The sequence below is a fragment of the Methylomarinovum tepidoasis genome, from assembly GCF_030294985.1.
Classification (GTDB): Bacteria; Pseudomonadota; Gammaproteobacteria; order Methylococcales; family Methylothermaceae; genus Methylohalobius; species Methylohalobius tepidoasis.
This window is the reverse complement of the sequence record NZ_AP024718.1, coordinates 714,308-735,268: the sequence shown is the minus strand read 5'-3', so window position 1 is coordinate 735,268 and position 20,961 is coordinate 714,308. Positions and strand designations below refer to the sequence as shown.

Here is a 20,961-nt window from a genome sequence, read left to right as displayed (position 1 = left end):
TCAGTCCAGACGGTAGTTGGGAGCTTCCTTGACGATGGCCACGTCGTGGACGTGGCTTTCCCGTACGCCGGCGCCGGTGATGCGCACGAACCGGGCTTTCTCGTGCAGTTCGGCGATGGTGCGGCAGCCGGTGTAGCCCATGCTGGCGCGGATACCGCCGAGGAGCTGATGGATGATGGCCACCACGCTGCCCTTGTAGGGCACCCGGCCCTCGATGCCCTCTGGCACCAGCTTCTCAATGGCGTCGGTATCCTCCTGGAAGTAACGGTCGCTGGAGCCCTGCTGCTGGGACATGGCACCCAGAGAGCCCATGCCGCGGTAGGTTTTGTAGGAGCGGCCCTGGTACAGTTCCACCTCGCCGGGGGCTTCCTCGGTGCCGGCGAACAGGCTGCCGAGCATGACGCTGTGGGCCCCGGCGGCCAGGGCCTTGGCCACGTCGCCGGAATAGCGGATGCCGCCGTCGGCGATCAGCGGCAGCCCCGTGTCCTTCAATGCCTGGGCGACGTTGGCGACCGCGGTGATCTGGGGCACGCCGACGCCGGCTACCACCCGGGTGGTGCAGATGGAGCCCGGGCCGATGCCGACCTTGACCGCGTCGGCGCCCGCTTCCAGCAGGGCCACGGCCGCCTCGCCGGTGGCGATGTTGCCGCCGATCACCTGGATGTCGGGGTAGTGACGCTTGATCCAGCGGACCCGGTCGATCACCCCCTGGGAATGGCCGTGGGCGGTATCGACCACGATCACGTCCACGCCGGCTTCCACCAGGGCGGCGACCCGCTCGTCGGTGCCGGCCCCGACGCCGACCGCCGCGCCGACCCGCAGGCGTTCCTGCTCGTCCTTGCAGGCGTTGGGATAGTCCTTGGCCTTCTGGATGTCCTTGACGGTGATCAAGCCGCGCAGGTGGAAGTCGTCGTCCACCACCAGGATCTTCTCGATCCGGTGCTGGTGCAGCAGGCGGACGATCTCCTCCTTGGGCGCCCCTTCCTTGACCGTCACCAACCGCTCCCTGGGAGTCATGACCGCCGACACCGGGGCGTCGAAACGGGTTTCGAAGCGCAGGTCACGGTTGGTGACGATGCCCACCAGCCGGTTGCCGTTTTCCACCACCGGCACGCCGGAGATGTTTTTCTCCCGCGTCAGACGGATGACTTCGCCGATGGTGGTGTCGGGGGTGACGGTGATCGGTTCCTTGATGACCCCGCTTTCGTATTTCTTCACCTTGGCCACTTCCTGGGCCTGGCGCTCGGCCGTCATGTTCTTGTGGATGATGCCGATGCCGCCTTCCTGGGCCAGGGTGATGGCCAGACGGGCTTCGGTGACCGTGTCCATCGCCGCCGACACCAGGGGGATGTTGAGGGTGATTTCCCGCGTCAGCCGGGTGCGGAGATCCGCCTCTTTGGGCAGAACCGTGGAATGGGCGGGGACCAGGAGAACGTCATCGAAGGTGATGGCCTCTTCCAGAATGCGCATGGTGCTACCGTGATCGCTGAGTAAATTGCGTTATTATACCTTGAATTTACCTGTATCCCGCGTCATGCCCCCGAGCCTGTACTGGTACGACTACGAGACCTTCGGCGCCGATCCGGTGCGCGACCGCCCGGCCCAGTTCGCCGGTATCCGCACCGACGAGGATCTCGACCCCGTCGGCGAGCCGCTGGTGCTGTACTGTCGCCCGGCCCCCGATTTCCTGCCCCAGCCGGCCGCCTGTCTGGTGACCGGCATCACCCCGCAGCTGGCGTGGGAGAAAGGCGTGTGCGAGGACGAATTCATCGCCCGCATCAACGCCGAGTTCTCCCGGCCGGAAACCTGCGTGGCCGGTTACAACAACATCCGCTTCGACGACGAGGTCACCCGCCACACCCTCTACCGCAATCTCTACGATCCCTATGCCCGGGAATGGCGGGGCGGCAACTCCCGCTGGGATCTGATCGACGTGGTCCGCCTCACCTATGCCCTGCGCCCGGAAGGGATCGTCTGGCCCGAGCGCGAGGACGGGGCGCCCAGCTTCCGCCTCGAGCGCCTGACCGCCGCCAACGGCATCGCCCATGCAGAAGCCCACGACGCCCTGGCCGACGTGCGTGCCACCATCGCCCTGGCGCGGCTGGTCCGTGCGCGCCAACCCAGGCTCTATGCCTATTGCTTCGACCATCGCCGCAAGGACGCGCTGCGGCGGCTGATCGATCTGGAGACGCTGAAACCGTTGCTGCACGTGTCGGAGAAGTACCCCGCCCGCCGCGGCTGCCTGGCGCTGGTCGCCCCCGTGGGGTGGGACCCGGGCAATCCCAACGGGGTGGCGGTCTGGGACCTGAGCGTCGATCCGGCCATGCTGCTGGAGCTGGAGACAGAACAGCTGCGGCGGCTGCTTTACACGCCCTCGAGGGAACTGGCAGAGGACGAGACCCGGCCGGCGCTCAAGACCGTTCGCCTGAACCGCTGCCCGGTACTGGCGCCGCCTAACGCGCTGCGTTCGCAAGACGCCGAGCGCCTGGGAATCGATCTGGCCGCCTGCGAGCGCCATCTGGCCTGGTTGCGCCGGCACCGGCGGGCGGTCGAGACGGTGCTGCCGGAATTGCTGCAATGGCCCGAGGCGGAAGAGGCGCCCTTGGACCCGGAACTGGCGCTCTACCGCGGCGGCTTCTTCAGCGCCAGGGACCGGGCGCTGATGGCCCAGGTGCATCGCCTCGACCCTGAGCGGTTGCGTCATTTCGAAGCGGATTTCGACGATCCCCGCCTGCCGGAGCTGCTGTTCCGGTTCCGGGCCCGCAACTGGCCCGAAACCCTGTCGGCCGAGGAGCGGGCGCGTTGGGAACGCTTCCGTATCGAGCGCCTGACGTGCCCGGAACGGGGGGCCTCGATCGTGTGGGAGGATTTCTGGCGGGAACTGGCGCGTTTGCGTTCAGAGGCGGTTCAGGGCGATGCGGCAATACTGGAGGCGCTAGAGGAATACGCCCGGGAAATTCTCCCGGTTGCCGGCCGTTGCCTTCTGGAGAAAACGCTGTCATGATTTATGATTTTGGTCGAACCTTGCAACCCCATCGTTGGAGGAGCTGATGCGTAAACTCATCCCCCTGTTTTCCCTGCTGGCCCTGGTATGGGCCGTCAGCGCCGAGGCCCACGGTCCGAGCCGGCAGAAAGTGGCCGAAGAGGTCGTGATCGACGCCCCGGCGGCCAAGGTCTGGGAGATCGTCAAGGATTTCTGCAGCATCGAGAAATGGCACCCGCAGGTCAAGTCCTGCACCCTGGAAGGCGACGGCACCAAGAAGGGCGCCAAGCGCAAAGTGACTTTGGCGGGTGGCGGCTGGATCGTCGAGGAGCTGAAGAAGTACGATCCCAAGAAGCGGATGTACAAGACCTTCTGCGGCTGCACCCCGGACGAGGAAATCAGCACCGCCAAGACCATTACCTGGTCCGGTGCCGAGGTGAAGGTGCCGGTCATTCCGGTGGCGAACTATTCCAGCATCTTCGAGGTCAAAGAGGCCAACGGCAAGACCAAAGTCGTCTGGCGCGGCGCCTTCTACCGTGCCTACATGAACAACAACCCGCCGCCGGAGATGAACGAGGAAGCCGCCATCAAGGCCGTGACCGAATTCTACCGCCAGGGACTCGATCATCTGAAACAGATCGCCGAAAGCCAGTAACGCGATATGCTCCGTTCTCCATTGCTATCCACCCTGATTTTGGCGGCGTCAGCCGCCTTCTTTTTTGGTGCCGCCAGCGCCAAGCCCTACGCCTTCATCACCAACCAGGGCGCCGACAGCGTCTCGGTGATCGACACCGCCACCGATTGGGTCGTCAAGACCCTCAAGGTGGGGAAAAAGCCGGCCGGCGTTGCGGTCAGCCGCGACGGCCGCCGGGTGCTGATCACCAATCCGCAGAGCCGGGACGTGACCGTGATCGACGGCGAGCGCCTGGAAGTGCTGGATGCGATCCCGGTGGGGGAAGGGCCGGTCGGGGTGGCCGTGGATGCGGCAGGCCGGCGCGGTTACGTGGCCGACTGGTACGAGCACCGCGTCAGCGTCATCGATCTCGATCGGCGCAAGGTCATCGCCAAGGTGGCGGTGGGCAAGTCCCCGGCCGGCATGGCGGTGAGCCGCGACGGCAAACGCCTCTATGTCGCCAATCGCGATGACGATGCGGTCGCGCTGGTCGACACCCGGGCCTTCAAAACCCTCGCCACCGGCAAGGTGGGCTCCCATCCCTTCGGCATCGCCCTCGACGAGAAACGCGGCCGTCTCTATACCGCCAACGTGATCAGCAACGATGTCAGCGTGCTCGATGCCGAAACCCTCAAACCCGTCGCCACCGTCAAGGTGGGGGACCGTCCCTACGCCATCACCCTGGCCCAGGGCGGCAGCCGGGTGGTGGTGACCAATCAGTACGACGACACCGTGTCGGTCATCGACGCCGACGCCCTCAAGATCATCGACACCCTGGCGGTGGGAGAATACCCGGAAGGCATCGATACCCATCCGGACGACCGGCGGGTGTATGTGGTCAACTGGTTCAGCAATTCAGTGTCGGTCCTCGACATGCATGACCTGAAGCCCTTGAAGACCATCCCGACAGGCGAAGGCAGTCGGGGCTTCGGCAACTTCATCGGCCCATGAGCGATCCCGAGCGTATCGACCGCGCCGCCGATCTGCTGCTGGAACTGGAGGCGGAGCTGCGCCGTCTGGGACTGTGGGAAGAGGCGCGTCCCAGCGACGAGGCGCTCGCCAGTCCGTTGCCCTTTTGTTGCGATACGTTATCCTTTCCCCAGTGGCTGCAGTTCGTGTTTCTGGAGCGCATGAAACCCCTGATCGAAGCCGGCGGCCCGCTGCCCGGCCAATGCGGCATCGCCCCCATGGCCGAGGAGTGGTTCGCCGGCTCCGGGATCGAAAGCAAACGCCTCCTCCGCCTGCTGCGCGACTTCGACGAATTACTGACCCAGGACTGAGCATGGCCGAAAAACCCGAAGAGCTGACCGTCAACTATTACGAAGGTGACCTCCAGACCGTCAAGGAACTGGACAAGGTCATCCTCTCCAAGGGCGCCTGGACCACCATCCTGTTCCGCTATCAGGAATGGGACGCCCGTAAAGGCGAATACGGTCCGGAAAAATACACCATTCGCCGCTACCAGAAGCGCGACGGCCAGTACCAGCAGCGTTCCAAGTTCAACATCTCCAGCCGTGATCAGGCCAAAAACATCGTCAAGGCCCTGCAATCCTGGCTGGAAGAGGAGTCTGCCGACTGATTCAAATTTGCATCGTTTGGTCGTATAATTCCCATTTCTTCGCAGCCGGTGTAGCTCAGTCGGTAGAGCAACTGATTCGTAATCAGTAGGTCAGCGGTTCGATTCCGCTCACCGGCTCCAATCCTCCCCGAAAAATTAAAAGGTCGGCTGTATGCCGGCCTTTTTGCTTGCCCACCTGCCCTTGCAATCCACCCTCCCGGCCCGCATATTGTGGCGACACAAACCATATAGGATGGAACACCATGCGTAAGGTTCTGGGTGCCTTGACGGTGGTGCTGAGCGTCGCGCTGGTGTGTTCGTTCATGGTCACCGCGGCGGCGGTGTTGCTGGCGGAGCGGCAGGAGAGGAATCTGCGTCTGGAGCGGATTCGTCATATCCTGGCGGTTGTCGGCATCGAGGCGACCGAACCGCTCAGCGCCTACCGTGAAGCGATCGATGCGCGCCTGATCGACTTGCACCGGGCCGAGCCGGTGTCGTTTCAGGGGTTGCCGCGCTATCTACAGCCCGATGCTTTCGATTTCGACAGGGCCGCCCGCGATCCCCGTTACAGCAAGCCGATTCCACCGGAACGCATCGGCCTCCGGCGCAGACCCAGGCTGATGCCGCTCTATGTCGTCAAAGGTACAGGAAGGGTGGCACTGCTGATCGTCGGCAAGGGGCTGTGGTCCACCCTGTACGGTTATCTGGCGCTGGAGAACGACCTGCGTCACATCGCCGGCATCACGTTTTTCCAACAGAAGGAAACGCCGGGACTGGGTGGTGAGATCGCCAATCCCCGCTGGCAGGCACTGTGGCGCGGCAAACTGGCCTACGATGAAAGCGGGAATGTGGCGATCCGGGTGGTCAAGGGTTCGGTCCCGCCGAGATCGCCGGCCGCCGCGTATCAGGTTGACGGCTTGAGCGGGGCGACGCTGACGACCCGGGCGGTGGACCGTCTGGTGCGGTATTGGCTGGGGCCGGAGGGGTATGGTCCCTATCTGGCCCGTCTGCGTCGGGAGGGTGAGCGATGACGCGCGAATGGTTGGCCCAGGCCGCCGAGGTATGGGCGCAGAAGGGGGATCTGATCCTGCTAGGGGTCGGTGTCTTCGTCGGCCTGGTGCTGGTGCTGAGCCTGTTGGTGTTGCTGGCGAAGCTCTGGTTGGTCCCGGAGGGGGAGGTTCCGGTGGTGGTCAACGACGAACTAACCCTCAAGGTGCCTGCCGGGACCAAGCTGATGTGGGCCTTGGTGGAGCACGGCATCCACGTCCCTTCGGCCTGCGGCGGGCAGGGGACCTGTGGCCAGTGCCGTCTGATCGTCGAGGGGGTGGGGCCGGTGCTGCCGACCGAGCGCGCCAGGCTGCCCGCGCGCCTTCTCAGGGAAGGGTGGCGGCTGAGCTGCCAGATTCCGGTCAAACGTCCCTTGAAGGTCAGGGTGCCGCCGGAGGTGCTGGGCTCCCACACCTGGATCGGCACGGTGGTTTCCAACCGCAACCTGACGCCGCTGATCAAGGAGCCGGTCATCGAGCTCCCCCTGCCGCCCCTGCGTTTCCGCGCCGGCCAGTTCATTCTCCTGGAAGCGCCGAGGGCGAGGATCCGTTTTGCGGACTTCGATATCGATCCCCGCTTCCGTGAAGACTGGGACCGCTTCGATTGGTGGCGTTATCAGGTGACGATCGACAAGCCCTCCAGCCGCGCCTATTCCATGGCCAACGCCCCGGCGGAGGGCAACCGGGTCCGTCTCAACGTCCGCCTGCAGTTGCCGCCTCAGGACAAACCGGAGGCGCCGCCGGGGCGGGTCTCCTCTTACGTGTTTTCCCTCAAACCGGGCGACCAAGTGAAGCTGACCGGCCCGTTCGGGGAGTTCTACGTGCGCGAGCGCGACACCGAGATGATCTTTATCGGCGGTGGGGCCGGTATGGCGCCGTTGCGCTCGATGATCGTCGATCAGCTCGAGCGGGTCCGGACGTCGCGGAAGATCTCGTTCTGGTACGGCGCCCGCAGCTTGCGGGAGCTGTTCTACGCCGAGGAATTCGAGCGCCTGGCGCGCGCGCACGACAATTTCCGCTGGCAGGTGGCGCTGTCGGAGCCGCGCCCGGAGGACGACTGGCAGGGGCCGACCGGTTTCATCCACCAGGTGCTCTACGACCTGTATCTCAAGGATCATCCGGCGCCGGAGGAATGCGATTACTACCTCTGCGGCCCGCCGCCGATGCTTAAAGCGGTACTGCAGATGCTGGATGAGCTAGGGGTCGAGCGCGACAATATCTTCTTCGACGATTTCGGCGGCTGATACGAGAACGCCCCCGGAGCGGGGGTGTTCTCGAAGGACTTATTCGTCGGGCATTTCCGGCAGCGGCGGCGGGATGTATTCGGCTTCCCTGATGTCCGCTTCGGGATGATGCCTGCGGATGATCTCGCAGATCTCCTGGGCGCGGGACTTGGGAATGTCGATGAGCATGAGCAGCTGCCCCTGCTCGATCGCCTGCTCGTACTTGCGCACCTCCTCACTGGGGATCGAGACCCCCACCAGGGCTGCCGACCAGGCGCCGATGGCCGCCCCCGCCAGCGTGGCCGCCAGAATCACGGCACCGCCGGCGGCGACCAGGCCCGTCGGCAGCAGCACCGCCGCCAGACCCGCCAGCAGGCCGGTGGCGGAACCGGCCGCAAGGCCCCGTTTCATGGCGGGGATCAGGTCCGTCTTTTCCGTCAGGCCCGCTTCGGGCAGGCCGTCGAGGGGAACCCCCTCTTTGGCGATGATGTGGATTTCGTCCTTGTCCAAGCCCGCCAGCAGCAGGTCGGCGACGATCTTTTTGGCGGTCTCGACTTCGGGAACCAGCAAAACCAGTCTGATCACGGCTCATCCTCCGTTTAGTTGTTTTTCTTCATCATAAAGCCTCGGCCCGTTGATTTCCAATCATCCTGCCCCATATACCCAAGGCGCGGCAAAAAAACCGCCGTTAACAATCAACAATCTGAGAGGTAAATGCCATGAACGCTGAAATGTCTGAAAATCTGGAGAACCTGCCCAAATCCTGGAAGACCATGCTGGCACTGGGGATCGTGATGGTGGTCCTCGGGGTGATCGGCATGGGGATGAGTTTCACCCTGACCATCACCACGGTGGTGTTCTTCGGGGCCTTCATGCTGGTCAGCGGCTGTATGCAGCTGGCTCACGCCCTGTTTGGTAAGGAGATCCAGGACTGGAAGGGCAAGGCGATGCACACCTTGATCGCCATTTTCTACATCATCGGCGGCCTGCTGACGGTGTTCAATCCGATTGCCGGTTCCTTCGTACTGACGGCGATGCTGGCCGGCGTCTTCCTGGCGATGGGTGTCTATCGCGTCTATGTCGCCGTGGAACTGCGCAAGCAGGGCCAGCCCTGGGGAACTCTGGCGGCCGTCGGTATCGCTGACATCCTGATGGCGACCATCATCATGATGGGAATGCCGTGGACGGCCCTTTGGGTGCTGGGGCTGCTGATCGCCATCGAGCTGGTCATGAACGGTGCCATGCTGGTTGCAGTGGCGCTGGAAAAGCGCAAGCAGGAATCCCAGCAGGGAGCCTGAGATCATGACGCCACAGGAACTGCGTGAACTGATTGCGCTCAACACCCTGGTCTTCGAAACCCTGGGGCAGCCGGAGAAGGAACGGGAATTCCGGTTCAAGTCGCTCAAACGGTGGGGGCTGGATCTGATCGCCGGCCGTCGCGACGGTGAAACGACTTTCTTCACCGGTGCCGCCGATCGGCATCGTGCCCAGGATGTGTACGAGGAAGACGGCAGCCGCTTCGAGGTGGAGGAGATCCTGACGGAGCTTCCCGAAAACAAGAAGCTGTATGCCCATATCGCCATGGCGGAGGGAACCGCCCTGCTGATCGGGCAGCTGCGCGAGGGAGACGAGAACATCGAGATTCTGCGTCTGCCGGCCGCTTCCCTGCTCATGGCCTATTGCAAGAAGCAGCGTCTGCCTCAGGTGGCCGAGGCCATTCGGAGCGTAGGGACGGCGACGGAACTGGTCAAACACCGGGGGCAGGAAGGCAAGCCGGTTCCCTTCGGCCGGCTGCCCAACGTCCCGCGGCGTTTCCTACGCGAGGCCAAGAAAGTGGAGAAGGAAATGGGCTTCGGTCGGGTGGCGCTCGCGTACTTCGGTGAAAACAAGGACAAGGACGCCCGCTTCCGGCTGTCTTGGCTAGTTCCGACGATCGCGCTGTTCGAAATCGACATCGCGGAAAAGGTCGACAAGCTGTTGGCCACCTTTAAATGACTTTAACTGACCTGAAAACATCCATAGGAGGATTTGTAATGCGTTTGAAAACGTTTTGGCATCTTGCAGGGTTGTTTCTGCTTCTGATCGTGACCGCACCGGCACAGGCGGCAGGCAAGGACCATCAAGCCACCCGCCAGGAAGTCCAGCCGCAGGTGCGTGCGGAACAACAGAAAGCGATCAGTCGCGGTGAGGATGCGGTGGTCAAGGAGGCCGCCGAGGCGGTACTGGCCACCAGAGCCGCTCTGGCCGCTTTGGAAGCAGGCAGGACCGAGGAGGCCCTGGCCCATCTGGAAATCGCCAACGGCAAACTGGCGTTGCTCATCGCCCGCCGTCCGGAACTGGGACTGATTCCTGTCGACAGCGAAGCGATCATCATCGACTTCAAGGGAGACCTGAAGGCGATCAAGAAGATCGTCGATGAGGCCGAGGATCTGCTGGACGATGGCAAGGTGCAGGATGCCCGTGCTTTGCTCACGCCGCTGGCCAGCGAAATCCGCATCACCACCACCAACCTGCCGCTGGCGCTGTATCCGGAGATCATCAAAAAAGTGGCCCCGCTGATCGATCAGGGCAAGGTCAAGGAAGCCAAGGAAACCCTGATCGAAGCGCTCAATACTCTGGTGATCACCGAATCGGTGATTCCGATTCCGGTCCTGCGGGCTGAGGCGATGCTGCGCAAGGCGGACGAACTGGCCCATGCCAAGCAGCCGCAGGAGGATGAAATTCTGCGCTATCTGGAAAACGCCAAATACCAGCTGCGTGTCGCCCAGGCGCTGGGTTACGGCGACATCGACAAGGACTACAAACCCCTGTACAAGCAGATCGAAGACCTGGAAAAACAGGTCAAGCGTCAGAAATGGGGCGAACGCCTGAACCAGATGATGGCCAAGCTGCGCAAGGCGGTAGGTGGCTTCCGTACCGAGGTCTCCAAGCCGCACAAGGCGGAATAAGACGGGACATCGTCGCAGAACAAAAGGGGGCGCTCAGCGCCCCCTTTTGTTTCACGTGGAACATTTTCTCTCCGTGATGGTCTGCCGTGGCAATGTTCCACGTGGAACATCGCTCAGGTAGCGATCTGGGAATGTTCCACGTGGAACATTCCGCTCTGTTTCCGCAGTCCTTCCAGGGCCCGTTGATGGATGTTGCCGAAGCCGCCGTTGCTCATGAAAACCCAGTGGTCGCCGTGGCGGCTGTCGGCAAGGAGGCGATCCAGCAGCGCGTCCAGATCTTCGAAGCAGTACAGGTGCGGATGCGTTCGGGTCAGGAGGCGGGGATCCCAGCCCAGGTCGGGTGGCCTGTAGAGATAGACCACGTCGGCCGCGGCCAAAGACGGTCCCAAGCGCTCGCTGTGGACACCCATGCGCATGGTGTTGGAGCGCGGTTCCAGAATCGCCACCAGCCGCTCGTCACCGATACGGGCCCGCAATCCGTCAAGGGTGGTGGCGATCGCTGTCGGGTGGTGGGCGAAATCGTCGTAAATCCGTACGCCAGCGGCCTCGCCGCGCAGTTCCAGGCGGCGTTTGACCCCGGCAAAACTTCCCAGGGCTTCGATGGCGTCGGATGCCGGAATGCCGGCGTGGACGGCGGCGGCGATAGCTCCCAGGGCGTTGGCGACGTTGTGGCGGCCGCTCAGTTCCCAGGCGACCTCGCCGAGCATCTCTCCCCGGCGGCTCACCCGGAAACGGCTGCCGTCTTCGCGCTGCAGCTGCGCCTGCCAGTCTCCGGCCTGAATCCCGAAGCGTTCCACCAGGCTCCAGCAGCCCCGGGCCAGCACCGCCTCCAGATTCTCGTCACCGGAAGCGACCAGCAGCTGTCCCTGGCCGGGTACGGTGCGGACCAAGTGGTGGAACTGGGTCTGGATCGCCGCCAGGTCGGGGAAGATGTCGGCGTGATCGTATTCCAGGTTGTTGAGCACGGCGATCCAGGGCCGGTAATGGACGAATTTGGAACGCTTGTCGAAAAAGGCGGTGTCGTATTCGTCGGCCTCGATGACGAACCATTCGCCGCTACCCAGCCGGGCTGAGCGGCCGAAATTCTTGGGGACGCCGCCGATCAGAAAACCGGGCGCTAAACCTGCGGCCTCCAGAATCCAGGCCACCATGGCGGTCGTGGTAGTCTTGCCGTGGGTGCCGGCGATGCCGATCACCCGTCGCGATTGCAATATCGTCTCGGCCAGCCACTGGGGGCCGGAAGTGTAGGGCAGGCGCCGGTTCAGCACCGTTTCCACCTCCGGGTTGCCCCGCGACAGGGCGTTGCCGATGATCACCTGATCGGGACGGGGGTGCAGGTTGGCGGGATCGTAGGGCGAAAGACGGATGCCCGCCGCCTCCAGTTGGGTGCTCATGGGGGGGTAGACGTTCTGGTCCGAACCACTGACGCTCAGCCCCAATTCACGAGCCAGCAGGGCCAGCCCGCCCATGAAAGTGCCGCAGATGCCGAGGATGTGGATGTGCATGGGCGGCTATGGTACCGGATTCAACCGGATTTTTCCTCCGCCTTGGTTTTCGCAGCATCGGCTTTTGGAGCGGCTTCCTGTTTCTTGTCGCCTTCCTTTTTATCGGTGCCGTCTTTCTGCTGGGTTTGGGCGTCTTTATCAGCTGTGTCGCCGTCGGCCGCATTTTCGTCTTTGTTCTCATCGCCCTGCAGCAGTTGGACGAGATCGGCATGGTCTTTCTGGTGGGCACGGTCGAGGGCGGTCAGGCCGCTTTGATCCTTGGCTCCGACATCGGCGCCGGAAGCCAGCAGCCATCGAACCACTCTGGGCCAGCCGCCGGCCACCGCCTCCATCAGCGGCGTCACCCCACGGTTGTCGGTGGCATTGACGTCGGCGCCGTAACCCAGCAGCAGGCGGACGATGCGCTCGTTGCCGAAATAGGCGGCGATCATCAACGGCGTGCGCCTGGTCGCGGTCCGGCTGTCCACCGCGACTCCCTGACGCAGCAACGATTCCACCTGGCTGATCCGCCCCCGGGCGGCGGCGGAGAACAGCTCCGCCGCCGGTTCGGCCCGGCAGGCAAGGCTGAAAGACAACAGCAGCGCGAGATACAGCAGACGCATGGCGGTAGATTCCCGATGGATGGTGTCTGGGAATCAGTATAGCCGCATAAAAGAAATCCGGCGGCTGCCGGATTCAAGGAGAGGATACGGATGGAAGGTCAATGCCTTTGCGGTTCCGGCGGTGCGGTCAGCAGGTGCCGGATCTCGTCGAGCAGATAGCCGACAGAGGCGATGGCCATGAAGCCGGCGCTGTACACCAGGGTGGCAAAGCCGATGAGACTCAGTTCCAGTTTTTCGTTGAGGAAGGTGGTCATGGTTTTCTCTCCCGGTTGCTTGCTTTCAGGAACAAGCATAGGCCGCCGCCGGTGGGAAAACTTTGAAGCCGTTGGCAATTTCGTAAATTCCCCGCGGTCTCGATCCGCCACTTCTGCCGGAGGGGGCTGGGAAGGGTCTGCAGCGGCCAGGGAGGGCCGCGCCGGGCCTAAATTCACGGACGAATTTCTGCCCGGCAGACCCTTTCCAGTCCCCAGAAGCGCCAATGGACGGGTGCCAAGCGGATTCAACGCCCAACTTGCAATCTCTCTCCCGCTGGGGTACAAAGTGGCGCCCTTTCCATCGAACCCTTTCCGGAGTCTCGTACCCATGGCGCATTACGCGATCGGGGACATTCAGGGTTGTTTTTTCGAACTGCAGCAGCTGCTGGACAAGATCAATTTCGATCCGGCGGCGGACTTGCTCTGGTTCACTGGCGATCTGGTCAACCGCGGGCCCCATTCGCTGGAGACCCTGCGTTTCATCAAGGCCCTGGGAGACCGGGCGGTGACCGTCCTGGGCAATCACGACCTGCATCTGCTGGCGGTGGCCCACGGTCAGGATTACAAGCACCGCCAGGACCTGGCCGACGTGCTCGAGGCGGACGACCGGGACGTGCTGCTAGACTGGCTCCGTCACCGGCCGCTGTTCCACCGCGACCAGCGTTTCTGCCTGCTCCATGCCGGCCTGCCGCCCCAGTGGGACATCGACACCGCCAGCCGCTGCGCCCGGGAAGCGGAGTCGGTGCTCCAGAGCGACCGGCTGGAGGAATTCCTCAAACACATGTACGGCGATCAACCGGATGTGTGGTCCGAGGACTTGCAGGGCTGGGACCGGCTGCGTTTCATCGTCAACTGCTTCACCCGGCTGCGTTATTGCGACCGTGAAGGGCGCCTGGCGCTCAGATTCTCCGGGCCGCCGGGAAGCCAGCCGCAAGGGCTGCTGCCCTGGTTCCAGGTGCCGGGGCGGCGCAGCGAGGGGCAGGAAATCGTCTTCGGTCACTGGTCCACGCTGGGATTCGTGGCCGAGCGGGGATGCTACGGTATCGACACTGGCTGCCTCTGGGGCGGGCAGCTGACCGCACTGCGCCTGGACGGGGAGATGTACCGAATCAGTATCGATTGTCCCTGCTACCGCAAGCCGGGCTGATCCGCCGCAGGGTCACGAAGCGGTAAGGGTGGGGGAAAGCGGCCCCCGCCGCCCGTTCCTCCCGCTCGATTTCCTGCCACTGCGCCGCCTCCCACGGGGGAAAGAAGGTGTCGCCGGGAAAATCGGCGTCGATCAGGGTGAGATAGAGCAGATCCGCCTGCGGTAGCAGATGACGGTAGACGTGGCTGCCACCGATGACCATCAGTTCCTGGCCGCCGGCCAGTTCCAGCGCTGCTTCCAGAGAGCTCGCCACTTGGCAGCCGTCGGGACGGAAATCCGGCGAGCGCGACAGCACGATGTTGACCCGCCCCGGCAGGGGCCGGCCGATGGCTTCGAAGGTGCGCCGCCCCATCAGGATGGGTTTGCCCCAGGTGATGCGGCGGAAGCGTCTGAGGTCCTCGGACAAATGCCAGGGCATCCGCCCCCGGTGGCCGATGACCCGTCCCCGGGCCATGGCGACGATCAGGCTGATGCGGCTCGGCCTGCTCATACCGCCACCGGCGCCTTGATATGGGGATGGGCCTGATAGTCGTGGAGGCGGAAATCCTCGAAGCGGTAAGCGAACAGGCTTGGCGGTCGGCGCAGGATCTCCAGCCGCGGCGGCGGGTAAGGCTGGCGGCCCAGCTGCTGACGGGCCTGTTCCAGGTGGTTGCGGTAGAGGTGGACGTCGCCGCCGCTCCAGATCAGCTCCCCCGGCGCCAGGTCGCACTGCTGGGCCACCATGTGGGTCAGCAGGGCATAGCTGGCGATGTTGAAGGGCAGCCCCAGAAAGACGTCCACCGAACGCATGTTGAACAGGCACGAGAGCCTCCCTGCGGCGACGTAGAACTGGAAGCTGTAATGACACGGCGGCAGCGCCATGCGTCCTACGTCGGCCACGTTCCAGGCGCTCACCAGCAGGCGGCGCGAGTCGGGATCGCGGCGGATTGTCGCCACCACTTCGGCGAGCTGGTCGATGGTGCGACCGTCCGGCGTCTCCCAGGCGCGCCACTGCTTGCCGTAAACCGGGCCCAGCTCGCCGTTGTCGTCGGCCCATTCGTCCCAGATGGTGATCTTGTGCTCGTGCAGATAGCGGATGTTGGTGCTGCCGGACAGGAACCACAGCAACTCGTGGACGATGGAAGGCCAGTGCAGTTTCTTGGTGGTCAGGAGGGGGAAGCCCTGGGTAAGATCGAAGCGCAGCTGGCGGCCGAACACGCTCAGGGTGCCGGTGCCGGTGCGGTCGTCCTTAGGAGTCCCGTGGTCGAGGATGTCCTGGAGGAGTTCAAGATAAGGACGCATGGGCGTTCTCCCGGCGATGGGCCCACCACAGCAGCAAGGTTCCGGCCACGATCATCGGCAGCGACAGTACTTGGCCCATGGTCACCCAGCCGAAGGCCAGATAGCCGATGTGGGCGTCGGGCTCGCGAATGAACTCCACCAGAAAACGGAAAGTGCCGTAGCCCAGCAGAAACAGGCCGGAAACCGCCATCCTCGGCCGAAGCTTGGCGGAGTACCACCACAGGATCGCGAACAGGGCGATCCCTTCGAGAGCGGTTTCGTAAAGCTGGGAGGGATGGCGCGGCAGCGGGCCGCCGGTGGGGAACACCATGGCCCAGGGGACATCGCTGACCTTGCCCCACAGTTCGCCGTTGATGAAATTGCCGATACGGCCGAAGAACAGTCCGATGGGGACGAAGGGGGCGATGAAGTCGGTCACCTCCCAGAAGGCGCGGCCGTACTTGCGGCCGAACAGCGCCACGGCCGCCAGGACACCCAGCAGGCCACCGTGGAACGACATCCCGCCTTCCCAGACCCGGAAGAAACTCAGCGGGTCGTGGAGCAGGGTTGGCAGGTTGTAGAACAGCATGTAGCCGGTGCGCCCGCCCAGCACCACCCCGAAGGCGGCGTAATAGACCAGATCGTCGATCTCCTCCTTGCGCCAGCCGAACCTCGGCCCCCGCCACCGCGCCAGCCACCAGGCGCCCAGTAGGCCGAAGACGTACATCAGGCCGTACCAGTGGACCTTGAGCGGTCCCAGGCGGACGGCGACCGGGTCGATGCGGGGGTAGGGCAGCATGGCCTACACGTCCAGGTTTTCGACGGCCAGGGCGTTGTCCTCGATGAAGCGCCGCCGCGGCTCCACCTGGTCGCCCATCAGGGTGGAGAAGACCTCGTCGGCAGCCACCGCGTCTTCGATGGTGACCTGGAGCAGACGGCGGCTGTCCGGATCCATGGTAGTCTCCCACAGCTGCTCCGGGTTCATCTCCCCGAGCCCCTTGTAGCGCTGGATCTGCTGCCCCCTGCGGGCGTCGGCCATCAGCGCCTCGAACACCTGTTTGAAGTCGCGCACGCCGATCCGCTTCTCTCCCAGCTGCAGCACGGTGTCCCCGCCGAACAGACCGCGGGTTTCCGTGCCGAACCTGGCCAGCTTGTGATAGTCGGCCGACTGGAAGAACACTGGTGTGACCTCGAAGCTCTTGGAAACCCCGTACAGGCGCTTGGTGACGGTCGCCTTGAAGGCGGTGCCGTTGTCCTCGAAAAATTCCACTTCGATGTGAAAGCGGGTGGGTCTAGTGGGGTCGCGGTTGAGATGGGCCTCTAAGGCTTCGAACCAGCGCCGGCAGGCGGACGCGTCGGTCAGCAGGCTTTCCTCGAACGCCGGCAGTTCCACCAGGGCCTCGAGAAAAGCCTCGTCGTAGTGGATACCGTGGCGGCGGATCGCGTCGGCCGCCGCCAGCCAGTCGCGCACCAGCCGTTCCAGGCCGCTGCCGCGGATCGGCGGGGTGGTCGCGTCAGGCAGCAGGACAGCTCTGTCCAATGCCTGCTGCAACAGGTATTCGTTCAGTTCGTCGTCGTCCTTGACGTAATGTTCCTGTTTGCCCTTCTTGACCTTGTACAGCGGCGGCTGGGCGATGTACACGTGGCCGCGCTCGATCAACTCCGGCATCTGGCGGTAGAAGAAGGTCAGAAGCAGGGTGCGGATGTGGGCGCCGTCCACGTCGGCATCGGTCATGACGATGATGCGGTGGTAGCGGAGCTTGTCCGGATCGTAGTCCTCCTGGCCGATGCCGCAGCCGAGGGCGGTGATGAGGGTGGCGATCTCGTCCGACGACAGCATCTTGTCGAAGCGGGCCCGCTCCACGTTGAGGATCTTGCCCTTCAGCGGCAGGATCGCCTGGGTGCGGCGGTCGCGCCCCTGTTTGGCGCTGCCGCCGGCGGAATCCCCCTCGACGATGAACAGTTCGGAATGGGCCGGATCCTTCTCCTGGCAGTCGGCCAGTTTGCCGGGCAGGCCGCCCATGTCGAGGGCGGTCTTGCGCCGGGTCATCTCCCGGGCCTTGCGCGCCGCCTCGCGGGCGCGGGCGGCGTCGATGATCTTGCCGACGATGGCCTTGGCCGCCTGGGGGTTCTCCAGCAGGAACTCCTGGAACTTCTCGGCGACGATGGATTCCACCACCGGCTTGACCTCCGAAGACACCAGCTTCTCCTTGGTCTGGGAGGAGAATTTGGGGTCCGGCACCTTGACCGACAGCACCGCGGTCAGCCCCTCGCGGATGTCAGCCCCTTCCGGGTGGATCTTGTGCTTCTTCAGCAGCCCTTGGGATTCCATGTACTGGTTCAGGGTCCGGGTCAGGGCGCTGCGGAAACCGGCCAAGTGGGTGCCGCCGTCCTTCTGGGGGATGTTGTTGGTGTAGCAGAAGACGTTCTCCTGGTAGCTGTCGGTCCACACCATGGCCGTCTCCACGCTGATGCCGTCGCGTTCCCCCTGGCAGTAGAACACTTTGTCGAACAAGGGGGTCTTGTTGCGGGCCAGGTGCTCGACGAAGGCCTTGATGCCGCCCTCGAACTGGAACACGTCCTCACGGTCGGTGCGTTCGTCGCGCAGGACGATGCGCACGCCGGAGTTGAGGAACGACAGCTCCCGCAGGCGCTTGGCGAGAATGTCGTAGTGAAATTCGGTGTCGCTGAAGATCTCCGGGCTGGGTTTGAAACGCACCTTGGTGCCGGTGTGTTTGGATTTGCCGATCACCTCCAGAGGGGTGACCGGGTCGCCCATGCGGTAGACCTGGCGGTAATGCTTGCCGTCGCGCTTGATCTCCAGGATCAGTTCTTCCGACAGGGCGTTGACCACCGACACCCCCACGCCGTGGAGGCCGCCGGAGACTTTGTAGGCGTTGTCGTCGAACTTGCCGCCGGCGTGGAGCACGGTCATGATCACTTCCGCCGCCGGCCGGCCTTCCTCCTCCAGGATGTCCACCGGGATACCGCGGCCGTCGTCCTCCACCGACACCGAACCGTCGGCGTGGAGGGTGACGACGATGTTCTTGCAGTAGCCGGCCAGGGCTTCGTCGATGGCGTTGTCCACCACCTCGAACACCATGTGATGCAGGCCGGTGCCGTCATCGGTGTCACCGATGTACATGCCGGGGCGTTTGCGGACCGCCTCCAAACCCTTGAGGACCTGGATGCTGGAACTGTCGTAGGCTTGTACGTTTGCTTTGTTCATCAGATAAGGTGATTTCCTAAGGTTCGGCGGGACTGATGCGCCCATGTTCCACGTGAAACATGTGGTGCGGATGGGAAGTCAGGGCGGTCAGCGCCGCTGACCGGGTGGCCGTAATGAAGATCTGCTCTTGGGTTTGGACGCTCAATTCGCTCAAAAGTGCCTGATTTTCTTGGTCTAATTCGGATGCCAGGTCGTCGATCAGGAGAATCCCCGGGCGTTCCAGCAGCGTTCCCTGGATCGAGATCAAGGCATGTGCCAGCAACTTCATCTGGCCGCGGGAAAGGCGTTGGCGCACGTCGTGTCCTTCGATTACGATGCGAAAGTCGTCGCGGTGTGAGCCGCTGTGGGTGCAGCCATGGCGCAGATCCCGGGGCAGATCTTCCCTGAGAACGGTGTCCAGGTCGGCGCCCGTGCGCCATCCGGGCAGGTAACGTATGCCGGCATCCTTTCCCAGACCCAGTTCCTCGGCCAGCGGCCGCAGCTGGGCGGAGAATGCCTGCAAATAGCGTTGCCGGCTGCGGCTCACCATTTTACCGTATTTCCCCAGGCTTTGCCCCCACAGGGTGGCGCCTTCGGCATCCCCAGCCTTGAGGGCGGCGTTGCGCTGTTGTAGGGCACGGCGGTAGGTGCGCCAGGCCGTCAGGTAGTCGGGATCGAAGTAGAAGACGCCCCAGTCGAGAAAACGGCGCCGCCGGTGGGGGGAGGTCTCGGGCAGATCGTAAAGAGTGGGATCGATGATCCTCACCGGCATCAGCCGCAGCAGTTCGGCACGGGAATCCAGTTCGCGGCCGTCGAAGCGCAGGCGCCGCCGGCCGCCTTCGAAGCCGACGCCCAGGCGGTGTTCGCGCCCGTCCACGAGGAGACACCCCGAGACGGTCAGGGCCGACCGCCCGTTTTGAATCAGTGGCCGGGGATGGGGGGTGCGGAAGGATTGCGCCCGGCCCAGCAGATAGATCGCCTCCAGCAGCGAGGTCTTGCCGCTGGCGTTGGGGCCGACGATCAGGTTCAGGGACGGGTCGAATTCCAGCCGTGCCGGATGCAGGTTGCGAAGATTGGCAAGCGTAAGATGGGACAGGTGCATCCGTTCATGATAACGGATCGGCGCCGTTCATGGCTGGAGCGCATAGGCGCAGAAATCCCCGCTCCATTCGAGCAACCGGCCGCTTTTCGTAGGGGCCGCATCGATGAGAATCTCGGTGCCGAGCTTCAATCTGACCGGAGGCAGGAACACGAAGTTCGTGTCCGGCAAGCGGATTGCCGGCTGTGGGCCCCGATCCGGAATCAGCGCCAGGCCGCAGCGCGGTTGTCCCTGGTAAAGGTCCAGGCCGTAACGGTGGGGTTTGCCGAACTTGCCGGCGACGCACCAGCGGGCAACGGCCAGGGTCAGCTGCCCGTCGAAGCCTTTCAGGGCCAGCAGCCGGTCGAAAGGAAGCGTCCTGTCCACCTCCAGCACTGCCAACGAGTCCTGGGGGTGGTGGGTCAGTTTGGCCTGGAGATAACGGTGGATGCCCTTTTGCTCCATCGGGACCGGGTCTGCGGCGGTCACCAGCTCCAGGGAGGGGACTTCGAGCCAGTTCAGGGTTTCGGTGCCTTGGTGGCGGTGCTGCAGTTCTTCAGCGATCCTGGCATGCCCCGTCCAAATCTCTTCCACCCGGCATCCGGCGGACAAAACTTCGGCAGGCGGTTGTCCCAGATGATGCTGCAGCCGGGCCGCGACGCGGTGGGGCAGTCCTTCCTCCTTTCGGAGACGGGCGCTGAAACCGTGCCACGGCCAGGTGGGAGGGTCGGCGTCGGGATGCCGGGGCGGGGCCGGTTGGCCGGGATCGAAGACCCATCGAGGTTCAGTCGGGTTACCCCGGATCTCCAGGCCGTCGCTCCTTTGCAGGTGTTGGTACAGCGTGTGGAGATCGGACGCCTCGAAGCGGCTTGCGGGCAGGGCGGCGAAGGTGAGGATTCGATACAGTTGTTCCCGTGGGCTCAGGCAGGTTCCTTGAACCGGGTCGTCGACGTGGTGATCGAGTTCACCGTTCGCCTGGCCGTCCCCCATCCCGTGGTAGATGCGGCGCCAGAAGGCGGTGCCGGGAGGCTCGCCCAATTGATGAAAGTGCAACAGCATTTGCCCGAGCGAGGCCAGGACGCGCTGGTGCGCCAAAGGGCCGGACAAGTGTTCGTAGCCGCTGGCCAGTTGATGCTGCAGGAAAATACAGAGCTTGGCCGTTTTGCGGGCCGCCAGGTATGAGTCCTTCATTTCTTGAAGGAACACCCCGGCCAATGCCTGTGCGGCGGCGAACACCGGTCCCCGCAGGCGTTCCAGCTGCTGAAGGCTGGAATCGGCCTCGAGGTGTGCGCCATTGAGTTGCTGGAGGCGCTGATAGAGCGCGCTGGCGCGTTTCCTGGGTTTGCTGTCCTCCAGTTCGATGAGCCACGCCGAGATGGTCGCCGGATCGAAAGTTGAAACCGCTGTCGTCATTTGTAGATGTTCGCCGCTTGGCCAAGCGCGGAAAGTCCCTTTCTAAAGTCTAAAGATAGATCA

The 20,961-nt window shown here is 63.7% G+C and carries 22 protein-coding genes and 1 tRNA gene; 12 read left to right on the top strand and 11 right to left on the bottom strand.

Going from position 1 to position 20,961, the window contains the following annotated elements; genetic code table 11:
- On the bottom strand, positions 1-1,470 hold the full coding sequence (gene guaB / locus MIN45_RS03620; protein ID WP_286293435.1) for an IMP dehydrogenase: 1,470 nt from the start codon (positions 1,468-1,470) through the stop codon (positions 1-3).
- Positions 1,471-1,534: 64 nt separating this feature from the next.
- On the opposite strand from guaB, the gene sbcB reads away from it, so the two are divergent.
- The 8 genes from sbcB (at position 1,535) to nqrF (ending at position 7,504) form a co-directional block, all read left to right on the top strand.
- Complete coding sequence (gene sbcB / locus MIN45_RS03615) at positions 1,535-3,004, top strand: exodeoxyribonuclease I (protein WP_286293433.1); 1,470 nt, start codon at positions 1,535-1,537, stop codon at positions 3,002-3,004.
- 46 nt (positions 3,005-3,050) lie between these two features.
- On the top strand, positions 3,051-3,638 hold the full coding sequence (locus MIN45_RS03610) for an SRPBCC family protein (RefSeq protein ID WP_286293431.1): 588 nt from the start codon (positions 3,051-3,053) through the stop codon (positions 3,636-3,638).
- 6 nt (positions 3,639-3,644) lie between these two features.
- Positions 3,645-4,607 carry a YVTN family beta-propeller repeat protein gene (locus tag MIN45_RS03605; protein WP_286293430.1) on the top strand — a complete coding sequence of 321 codons (963 nt, stop codon included), beginning with the start codon at positions 3,645-3,647 and terminating at the stop codon, positions 4,605-4,607.
- On the top strand, positions 4,604-4,936 hold the full coding sequence (locus tag MIN45_RS03600) for a YqcC family protein (RefSeq protein WP_286293429.1): 333 nt from the start codon (positions 4,604-4,606) through the stop codon (positions 4,934-4,936). Before MIN45_RS03605 ends, MIN45_RS03600 begins: the two co-directional genes overlap by 4 nt.
- Before the next feature lie 2 nt (positions 4,937-4,938).
- Complete coding sequence (locus MIN45_RS03595; RefSeq protein WP_286293428.1) at positions 4,939-5,235, top strand: hypothetical protein; 297 nt, start codon at positions 4,939-4,941, stop codon at positions 5,233-5,235.
- A 44-nt stretch (positions 5,236-5,279) separates the two neighbouring features.
- Positions 5,280-5,355: transfer RNA gene (locus MIN45_RS03590), tRNA-Thr, on the top strand.
- 122 nt (positions 5,356-5,477) lie between these two features.
- Positions 5,478-6,245, top strand: a complete 768-nt coding sequence (gene nqrC, locus MIN45_RS03585; RefSeq protein WP_286293427.1) for an NADH:ubiquinone reductase (Na(+)-transporting) subunit C — start codon at positions 5,478-5,480, stop codon at positions 6,243-6,245.
- Positions 6,242-7,504, top strand: a complete 1,263-nt coding sequence (nqrF, locus tag MIN45_RS03580; RefSeq protein ID WP_286293426.1) for an NADH:ubiquinone reductase (Na(+)-transporting) subunit F — start codon at positions 6,242-6,244, stop codon at positions 7,502-7,504. Before nqrC ends, nqrF begins: the two co-directional genes overlap by 4 nt.
- 39 nt (positions 7,505-7,543) lie before the next feature.
- Here the strand turns inward: nqrF and MIN45_RS03575 are convergent, their stop codons facing one another.
- A complete protein-coding gene (locus tag MIN45_RS03575; protein ID WP_286293425.1) occupies positions 7,544-8,068 on the bottom strand; it encodes a DUF1269 domain-containing protein in 525 nt (174 codons plus the stop codon).
- Between the two features lie 146 nt (positions 8,069-8,214).
- Here MIN45_RS03575 and MIN45_RS03570 point away from each other — a divergent pair, with 146 nt between their 5' ends.
- Genes MIN45_RS03570 through MIN45_RS03560 form a run of 3 tightly spaced genes read left to right on the top strand, consistent with a single transcriptional unit; the run spans position 8,215 to position 10,431 of the window.
- Positions 8,215-8,781 (top strand): HdeD family acid-resistance protein, encoded by a 567-nt coding sequence (locus MIN45_RS03570; RefSeq protein WP_286293424.1) that lies wholly within the window; start codon positions 8,215-8,217, stop codon positions 8,779-8,781.
- 4 nt (positions 8,782-8,785) lie between these two features.
- Complete coding sequence (locus MIN45_RS03565) at positions 8,786-9,478, top strand: TIGR00703 family protein (protein ID WP_286293423.1); 693 nt, start codon at positions 8,786-8,788, stop codon at positions 9,476-9,478.
- Between the two features lie 38 nt (positions 9,479-9,516).
- Positions 9,517-10,431, top strand: coding sequence for a YfdX family protein (locus MIN45_RS03560; RefSeq protein WP_286293422.1), 915 nt, complete (start codon positions 9,517-9,519; stop codon positions 10,429-10,431).
- Positions 10,432-10,544: 113 nt separating this feature from the next.
- Here MIN45_RS03560 and mpl read toward each other — a convergent pair whose 3' ends face one another.
- From mpl to MIN45_RS03545, 3 genes are all read right to left on the bottom strand, one after another.
- Positions 10,545-11,936: a UDP-N-acetylmuramate:L-alanyl-gamma-D-glutamyl-meso-diaminopimelate ligase gene (gene mpl / locus MIN45_RS03555; protein ID WP_286293421.1), complete on the bottom strand. Its 1,392-nt coding sequence runs from the start codon at positions 11,934-11,936 to the stop codon at positions 10,545-10,547.
- Positions 11,937-11,956: 20 nt separating this feature from the next.
- Positions 11,957-12,538, bottom strand: a complete 582-nt coding sequence (locus MIN45_RS03550) for an ankyrin repeat domain-containing protein (RefSeq protein WP_286293420.1) — start codon at positions 12,536-12,538, stop codon at positions 11,957-11,959.
- Positions 12,539-12,636: 98 nt separating this feature from the next.
- The gene (locus MIN45_RS03545; RefSeq protein ID WP_286293419.1) at positions 12,637-12,792 is read right to left on the bottom strand and encodes a hypothetical protein; all 156 of its coding nucleotides are present in this window, start codon (positions 12,790-12,792) and stop codon (positions 12,637-12,639) included.
- A 328-nt stretch (positions 12,793-13,120) separates the two neighbouring features.
- Between MIN45_RS03545 and MIN45_RS03540 the strand changes: the two genes are divergently transcribed.
- Positions 13,121-13,939, top strand: coding sequence for a symmetrical bis(5'-nucleosyl)-tetraphosphatase (locus tag MIN45_RS03540; RefSeq protein ID WP_286293418.1), 819 nt, complete (start codon positions 13,121-13,123; stop codon positions 13,937-13,939).
- On the opposite strand, the gene MIN45_RS03535 is transcribed toward MIN45_RS03540, so the two are convergent.
- The 6 genes from MIN45_RS03535 to MIN45_RS03510 are packed head-to-tail and all read right to left on the bottom strand — an operon-like array spanning position 13,902 to position 20,898.
- On the bottom strand, positions 13,902-14,429 hold the full coding sequence (locus MIN45_RS03535; protein ID WP_286293417.1) for a dihydrofolate reductase: 528 nt from the start codon (positions 14,427-14,429) through the stop codon (positions 13,902-13,904). The two genes, MIN45_RS03540 and MIN45_RS03535, sit on opposite strands and share 38 nt — an antisense overlap.
- Positions 14,426-15,220, bottom strand: coding sequence for a thymidylate synthase (gene thyA / locus MIN45_RS03530; RefSeq protein WP_286293416.1), 795 nt, complete (start codon positions 15,218-15,220; stop codon positions 14,426-14,428). Before thyA ends, MIN45_RS03535 begins: the two co-directional genes overlap by 4 nt.
- Positions 15,204-15,998: a prolipoprotein diacylglyceryl transferase gene (gene lgt, locus MIN45_RS03525; protein ID WP_286293415.1), complete on the bottom strand. Its 795-nt coding sequence runs from the start codon at positions 15,996-15,998 to the stop codon at positions 15,204-15,206. The genes thyA and lgt overlap by 17 nt, the downstream gene beginning before the upstream one ends.
- 3 nt (positions 15,999-16,001) lie before the next feature.
- On the bottom strand, positions 16,002-18,428 hold the full coding sequence (gyrB, locus tag MIN45_RS03520; protein ID WP_286293414.1) for a DNA topoisomerase (ATP-hydrolyzing) subunit B: 2,427 nt from the start codon (positions 18,426-18,428) through the stop codon (positions 16,002-16,004).
- A gap of 16 nt (positions 18,429-18,444) precedes the next feature.
- A complete protein-coding gene (gene recF / locus MIN45_RS03515) occupies positions 18,445-19,509 on the bottom strand; it encodes a DNA replication/repair protein RecF (RefSeq protein ID WP_286293412.1) in 1,065 nt (354 codons plus the stop codon).
- A 27-nt stretch (positions 19,510-19,536) separates the two neighbouring features.
- Positions 19,537-20,898 carry a hypothetical protein gene (locus MIN45_RS03510; protein WP_286293411.1) on the bottom strand — a complete coding sequence of 454 codons (1,362 nt, stop codon included), beginning with the start codon at positions 20,896-20,898 and terminating at the stop codon, positions 19,537-19,539.
- Positions 20,899-20,961: the final 63 nt, after the last annotated feature.

Bases quoted from the DNA above. Each gene is read 5' to 3' on its own strand.
- recF (WP_286293412.1), bottom strand. From the start codon at position 19,509: ATGCACCTGTCCCATCTTACGCTTGCCAATCTTCGCAACCTGCATCCG.
- MIN45_RS03600 (WP_286293429.1), top strand. From the start codon at position 4,604: ATGAGCGATCCCGAGCGTATCGACCGCGCCGCCGATCTGCTGCTGGAA.
- guaB (WP_286293435.1), bottom strand. From the start codon at position 1,470: ATGCGCATTCTGGAAGAGGCCATCACCTTCGATGACGTTCTCCTGGTC.
- MIN45_RS03540 (WP_286293418.1), top strand. From the start codon at position 13,121: ATGGCGCATTACGCGATCGGGGACATTCAGGGTTGTTTTTTCGAACTG.
- MIN45_RS03610 (WP_286293431.1), top strand. From the start codon at position 3,051: ATGCGTAAACTCATCCCCCTGTTTTCCCTGCTGGCCCTGGTATGGGCC.
- MIN45_RS03605 (WP_286293430.1), top strand. From the start codon at position 3,645: ATGCTCCGTTCTCCATTGCTATCCACCCTGATTTTGGCGGCGTCAGCC.
- MIN45_RS03560 (WP_286293422.1), top strand. From the start codon at position 9,517: ATGCGTTTGAAAACGTTTTGGCATCTTGCAGGGTTGTTTCTGCTTCTG.
- gyrB (WP_286293414.1), bottom strand. From the start codon at position 18,428: ATGAACAAAGCAAACGTACAAGCCTACGACAGTTCCAGCATCCAGGTC.
- thyA (WP_286293416.1), bottom strand. From the start codon at position 15,220: ATGCGTCCTTATCTTGAACTCCTCCAGGACATCCTCGACCACGGGACT.
- MIN45_RS03570 (WP_286293424.1), top strand. From the start codon at position 8,215: ATGTCTGAAAATCTGGAGAACCTGCCCAAATCCTGGAAGACCATGCTG.
- MIN45_RS03510 (WP_286293411.1), bottom strand. From the start codon at position 20,898: ATGACGACAGCGGTTTCAACTTTCGATCCGGCGACCATCTCGGCGTGG.
- MIN45_RS03550 (WP_286293420.1), bottom strand. From the start codon at position 12,538: ATGCGTCTGCTGTATCTCGCGCTGCTGTTGTCTTTCAGCCTTGCCTGC.
- MIN45_RS03595 (WP_286293428.1), top strand. From the start codon at position 4,939: ATGGCCGAAAAACCCGAAGAGCTGACCGTCAACTATTACGAAGGTGAC.
- MIN45_RS03565 (WP_286293423.1), top strand. From the start codon at position 8,786: ATGACGCCACAGGAACTGCGTGAACTGATTGCGCTCAACACCCTGGTC.
- MIN45_RS03535 (WP_286293417.1), bottom strand. From the start codon at position 14,429: ATGAGCAGGCCGAGCCGCATCAGCCTGATCGTCGCCATGGCCCGGGGA.
- lgt (WP_286293415.1), bottom strand. From the start codon at position 15,998: ATGCTGCCCTACCCCCGCATCGACCCGGTCGCCGTCCGCCTGGGACCG.
- nqrF (WP_286293426.1), top strand. From the start codon at position 6,242: ATGACGCGCGAATGGTTGGCCCAGGCCGCCGAGGTATGGGCGCAGAAG.
- MIN45_RS03545 (WP_286293419.1), bottom strand. From the start codon at position 12,792: ATGACCACCTTCCTCAACGAAAAACTGGAACTGAGTCTCATCGGCTTT.
- nqrC (WP_286293427.1), top strand. From the start codon at position 5,478: ATGCGTAAGGTTCTGGGTGCCTTGACGGTGGTGCTGAGCGTCGCGCTG.
- sbcB (WP_286293433.1), top strand. From the start codon at position 1,535: ATGCCCCCGAGCCTGTACTGGTACGACTACGAGACCTTCGGCGCCGAT.
- mpl (WP_286293421.1), bottom strand. From the start codon at position 11,936: ATGCACATCCACATCCTCGGCATCTGCGGCACTTTCATGGGCGGGCTG.